At 39.0% G+C, this 5,606-nt stretch carries 5 protein-coding genes; 4 read left to right on the forward strand and 1 reads right to left on the reverse strand.

Going from position 1 to position 5,606, the window contains the following annotated elements:
* Both Q8907_11965 and Q8907_11970 read left to right on the forward strand, forming a co-directional pair.
* Window positions 1-1,023 (forward strand): DHHA1 domain-containing protein (locus tag Q8907_11965; GenBank protein MDP4274985.1); only part of this gene is annotated, 1,023 nt, incomplete at its 5' end.
* 18 nt (window positions 1,024-1,041) lie between these two features.
* The gene (locus tag Q8907_11970) at window positions 1,042-2,826 is read left to right on the forward strand and encodes a long-chain fatty acid--CoA ligase (GenBank protein MDP4274986.1); all 1,785 of its coding nucleotides are present in this window, start codon (window positions 1,042-1,044) and stop codon (window positions 2,824-2,826) included.
* A 52-nt stretch (window positions 2,827-2,878) separates the two neighbouring features.
* Here Q8907_11970 and Q8907_11975 read toward each other — a convergent pair whose 3' ends face one another.
* A complete protein-coding gene (locus tag Q8907_11975) occupies window positions 2,879-4,321 on the reverse strand; it encodes a sodium:solute symporter (GenBank protein ID MDP4274987.1) in 1,443 nt (480 codons plus the stop codon).
* A 148-nt stretch (window positions 4,322-4,469) separates the two neighbouring features.
* On the opposite strand from Q8907_11975, the gene recR reads away from it, so the two are divergent.
* Both recR and Q8907_11985 read left to right on the forward strand, forming a co-directional pair.
* The gene (gene recR / locus Q8907_11980) at window positions 4,470-5,099 is read left to right on the forward strand and encodes a recombination mediator RecR (protein ID MDP4274988.1); all 630 of its coding nucleotides are present in this window, start codon (window positions 4,470-4,472) and stop codon (window positions 5,097-5,099) included.
* Window positions 5,100-5,403: 304 nt separating this feature from the next.
* The coding region (locus Q8907_11985; protein ID MDP4274989.1) for a hypothetical protein at window positions 5,404-5,606 on the forward strand (203 nt) is incomplete at its 3' end.

Genomic DNA, 5,606 nt, shown 5'->3' on the forward strand with positions numbered 1-5,606 from the left:
GAAAAATTGCCTGCCAATCCTGCATTGGAATTCAAGGCATGTGTGGACAGGAAAGCAAGAACACAGACAGCCAATAATCATTCGGCAACCCATCTTTTGGATTATGCATTGCGTAAGGTGTTGGGAACTCATGTCGAACAGAAAGGATCATTGGTTTGTCCGGATTATCTGAGGTTTGATTTTTCCCATTTCCAGAAAATGAACGATGAGGAAATCAACCAGGTAGAGAAAATTGTCAATGATCAAATTCGGCAAAATATCCCGCTTCAGGAGCATAGATCAATGCCTATTGAAGATGCAAAAAAATTAGGCGCCATTGCTTTATTCGGTGAGAAGTACGGAGATAAAGTCAGGGTGGTGCGTTTTGGGGAATCTATTGAATTGTGCGGAGGAACCCACGTTAAGGCAACCGGACAAATCGGATATTTTAAAATTATTTCGGAAAGTGCTATTGCTGCAGGAATTAGAAGAATTGAGGCAGTGACCGGAATAAAGGCTGAAGAATATGTTGATCAGCAGTTTTTGATGATCAAAGAGCTACATGAAATATTGAAAAATCCTCCTGACCTGAAAAAAAGCATTGAAAACATGTTGAACCTGAACAGCGGGCTTCAGAAACAGGTAGAAGGTTTTATGAAAGAAAAGGCAGCTCAGCTTAAAGACCAGTTGCTTAAAAATGCTGAATCGTATAAGGGAGTTACTCTTATTTTGCAAAACATTGATGTAGATTCGACAGAAGTAATAAAAGATCTGGCATATCAGATTAAAAATCAGACAGAAAGATTGTTCCTGGTATTGGGTGCAAAGATCAACGAAAAAGCCACTTTAACAGTGATGATTTCAGAAAATCTGGTGACCGAAAAATCACTTCATGCCGGTAAAATTGTTAAAGAGATTGCAAAAGAAATCCAGGGCGGAGGAGGAGGTCAACCTTTTTATGCCACGGCAGGGGGTAAAAATGCTGATGGACTGCCCAATGCAATTGAAAAAGCCCATCAATTGATTTTAGATGTTTTACAATAATTTTGTCCAGATATTAAGATGGAGTTAAGAAGAACCTTTGACCTGCTTGAGAATTATCGGCTTAATTACCCGGACAAAGACGACGCCCTAGCTGGGAAACAGAATGGAGAGTGGATAAAGTATTCAACAAGCCAATATATACAGTATTCGACGTGGTGTGCTTATGGATTACTTGCACTTGGGTTGAAAAAAGGCGATAAAGTAGCCACAATCTCGAATAACCGGCCCGAATGGAATTTTATGGACATGGGCTTGAGTATGACCGGTATATGGCACCTGCCTATATATCCCACAATCAGTGTTGATGAATATAAGTACATCCTCAATCATGCAAAACCAAAGTTCATAGTTGTTTCCGACAAGATACTTTATAATAAGCTAAAGGATATTGTCGAGCAATCTGATCTTATTGAGGATATCTATACATTCAATGAAGTTGAAGGGGCCAAAAACTGGAAAGAGATTTTAAATCTGGGCAAAACCAAACAGGGAGAGTTTAAAAGGGATCTTAAGACCGTCATGGCAAGTATTGTGCCTAAAGATGTGGCGACCATGATTTATACTTCCGGCACTACTGGCTGTCCTAAAGGAGTTATGCTGACACACCGCAATCTGGTCAGTAATTTTATAGCAACAGCGGCTCATCATCAACTTAATTCTACTCATAAGGCATTGAGTTTTCTTCCGCTAAGCCATGTTTATGAACGCATGATGAACTACCATTTTCAATATAAAGGCATGAGTATTTATTATGCCGAGAACATGGGAACTATCGTCGATAATATGAAGGAAGTAAAGCCGGATATGTTTAATACGGTTCCCCGGTTGTTGGAAAGAGTTTATGCCAAAATCATCGAAACGGGTAAAAACCTACCCTGGCTTAAGAAAAAGATATTTTTTCTGGCTATAGACCTGGGCAAACATTTTGAATACAATCAGCATGGACATTATTTGTATAAGGTTCGCCTGTTTTTGGCCAATTGGCTGATTTATTCGAAATGGAGGGCAGCATTAGGCGGAAATGTGAAAGTTATTGTTTGCGGGGGAGCCCAATTGCAGCCCAGGCTGACTCATATTTTCGGTGCTGCTGGAATGCCCGTACTTGAAGGATATGGACTGACGGAGACTTCTCCTGTTATTGCTGTTAACAATCTGACTACTTATGAAATCAGGATCAGTACCGTAGGTATTATTCTGAAAGGAGTAGAAGTGAAATTTGCCGATGATGGAGAAATACTTTGCAAAGGACCAGGGGTGATGCTGGGATACTACAAACAACCCGAACTTACTGAAGAAGCTATTGATGAGGACGGCTGGTTTCATACCGGTGATATCGGCGTGATGGTTGATGAAAAGTATTTGAAAATCACAGACAGGAAGAAAGAAATTTTCAAACTGTCAAGTGGAAAATATATTGCCCCCCAATCTATTGAAAATAAGCTCAAAGAATCTTTCTTTATTGAACAGGTGATGATTATCGGGGAAAATGAAAAATTTGCCAGTGCACTTGTTTCTCCCGATTTTGGATATTTGCAAAGCTGGTGCGAGAAACATAAAATCAAATACCAGGATGAATCTGAGCTCATTCACGATCCTGAGGTCATTAACCGGTATCAACGTGAAATTACTTATATAAATAAATCCCTGGGGAAGACAGAACAGGTAAAACGTTTCCGTTTGGTGGAGGATGAATGGACTTCCCAGACTGGTGAACTTTCCCCTACACTTAAATTGAAAAGAAAAATTCTTTTTAGTAAGTATAAAAATTTAATCCAAGAGATTTATGCTGTTGGAAATAATTAATAAAAAACCGGTTTGCCTCATACAAACCGGTTTTTTAATTTTCTGATTGATCTTATCTTTTTCTGATCAGGTATAGTCCTAGAAATGTAAGTAGCCCGTTGAGGATGAGCAGCTCAAATCCAAATTTATATCCGTTAAACCATTTTACTGAGTTGTCACTGATGATGTAGCAAATAATCGGGGAAAGAACAGCAATAAAGGGTACATATTTGTCTTTTACCCTGAAATGGGTAAATAATCCGAAGCTGTATAGTCCGAGCAATGGGCCGTAGGTATATCCGGCAATGGTAAAAAGTTTATCGATGACCGCCTGGTCATTGATCGTCTTAAAAAAGATAATGATACCCATCAGAATGGCGGCAAAAATAATGTGAATCAGGTAACGTACTTTTTTTGCCTTTTTATCCGAATATCCTCTGTTTTTGATATCAAAAATATCGATGGTGAATGAAATGGTTAAGGCAGTGAGTGCCCCGTCAGCACTGGGAAATACTGCAGAGACCAAACCTACCAGGAAAACCACTCCTGCAACAGGCCCTAGGTATTTCAGGGCTATAGTGGGGAAAATATCATCGGACAAGGCAGGTACTGCAATCCCTTTACTTTGCATGAAGAACACAAGGACAGCTCCCAGTAAAAGAAAGAGCAGGTTTACAAAAATCAGGATCCCACTAAAGGTAAACATGTTCCTTTGTGCTTCCTTAAGGTTGCGGCAACTGAGGTTCTTTTGCATCATTTCCTGGTCAAGTCCGGTCATGGCAATGGTGATGAAAGCCCCACTGAAAAATTGCTTCAGGTAAAAACGTTTATCCTGCCAGTTGCACACCATGATTCTGGAATAACTGCTATGCAGGACCTTGGATATTAATGCCGAAAAAGATAAATGTAAACCTCTTGTAATCAGTACTACGGAGCATATTACTGCCAGAAGCATAAAGGTGGTCTGCAGGGTGTCGGTCCAGATAATTGTTTTTATCCCTCCCTGAAAGGTGTAAAGGATGATCAGAATGATAAAAATTAAGGCTGTAAGGTAAAAGGGAACATGCCAGCTGTCGAAAACAAAAATCTGTAAGACATTTATGACCAGGAACATTCTGAATGAGGCGCCAATCAGGCGGGATATAATGAAGAAGCCCGATCCGGTCTTGTAGGAACAAAATCCAAAACGCCTGTCCAGGTATGTATAAATTGAAGTGAGGTTGAGCCGGTAATATAGGGGTAACAATATTTTTGCAATGACGAAATAACCGGCCAGGTACCCAAATACAACCATCATATAAGAGAACTGGGTATCCTTGACCCAACCCGGAACCGACATAAAGGTAACTCCCGAAAGGGATGCCCCGATCATCCCGTATGCTACCACATACCAGGGAGATGCCTTATTCCCCCTGTAAAATGAATCGGTATTTGATTTTCTGGCGGTAAGCCAGGTGATGAAAAACAGTAAGGCAGTATAACATAGAAAAATAAAGAAAATGCTTTGAGGATTCATTATAATAAGATGTGAGATTTGTACTGCAAGGTTAATAAAAACTCTCAGGAATAAAAAATGAATGTTTGTTTCTTTCATCAGGTCCTGGAATTTCGCTGTGGCATTTTTAAGTTTATTATATTTGCGTGAAAAATAAGATTTATCGTTCATGGAATTACAACAATATCCTTCCCGTTTGTTGGAAGAAGCAGTCAATGAATTTTCAAAATTACCCGGCATTGGAAACAAAACTGCATTACGCCTGGTTCTTCACCTGTTGAAACAGGATAAGGAACAGGTGATGGCTTTTGGAAATTCCATGATACAATTGCGCAATCAAATCAAATATTGCAAAATCTGTAATAATATTTCTGATGAGGAAATTTGTAATATTTGTGCCGATCCGCACAGGGATAATGCTGTTGTCTGTGTAGTTGAAGACATCAGGGATGTGATGGCCATAGAAAAGACCCATCAGTTTAATGGTCTGTATCATGTTTTGGGGGGGATCATTTCCCCGATGGATGGAATTGGACCTGCTGATTTGAAAATTGATACCCTGGATCAAAGAATCAGCGGGGGGGGAATAAAGGAAATTGTTTTGGCTCTTAGTACCACCCTTGAAGGGGATACCACCAATTATTATTTATATAAAAAGCTGAGTAAATATGACCTGTTGATTACCTCCATTGCCAGGGGAATAGCTGTCGGCGATGAATTGGAGTATGCCGATGAGGTTACTTTAGGTCGTTCTATAATTAACCGTACTCCTTTTGGAAATTCTACGCCTGAGAAATAATTCTATTTTTGAATGTTACCTAAAATATATTGGTTTTATTGTTGTTTTTTATATATTTAACCCAAATTGCAATCAGTTATTGTATAGAATAACTGACGAGACATAAGAAGCCACTATCCCTTTTGTGGTCAGAAAATGGTTGAAGCCTGATGGCTAATCATGCAGGTTCATAAACAACAATTTTTTTATAGAATTAGCTGAAAATTTGTTTAACCTTGTACAAAATTATTCGTATTTAAAGAAGCAAAATTGTTTTTTGTAAGTGGTTGTGGTTCTGTAAATACAGATAAAATTTGAATTTTTCATGTTTTTGCAGTGTATTAATAAAAAATTTCTTTTCATACTTGTAGGGTGTGCATTAGGTGGATTGATCCATGCACAAGGTAATTCATTAGAAGAGATGATGAATGTCGCCAAACAAAAGATGGATGCCAAAGATTACTCGGGAGCCTATGACGAGTATGACCAGATCCTACAAAAAAGGAACTCTTACAAGGCTGCCCTCTA

This window comes from Bacteroidota bacterium (assembly GCA_030706565.1).
Lineage (GTDB): Bacteria > Bacteroidota > Bacteroidia > Bacteroidales > JAUZOH01 > JAUZOH01.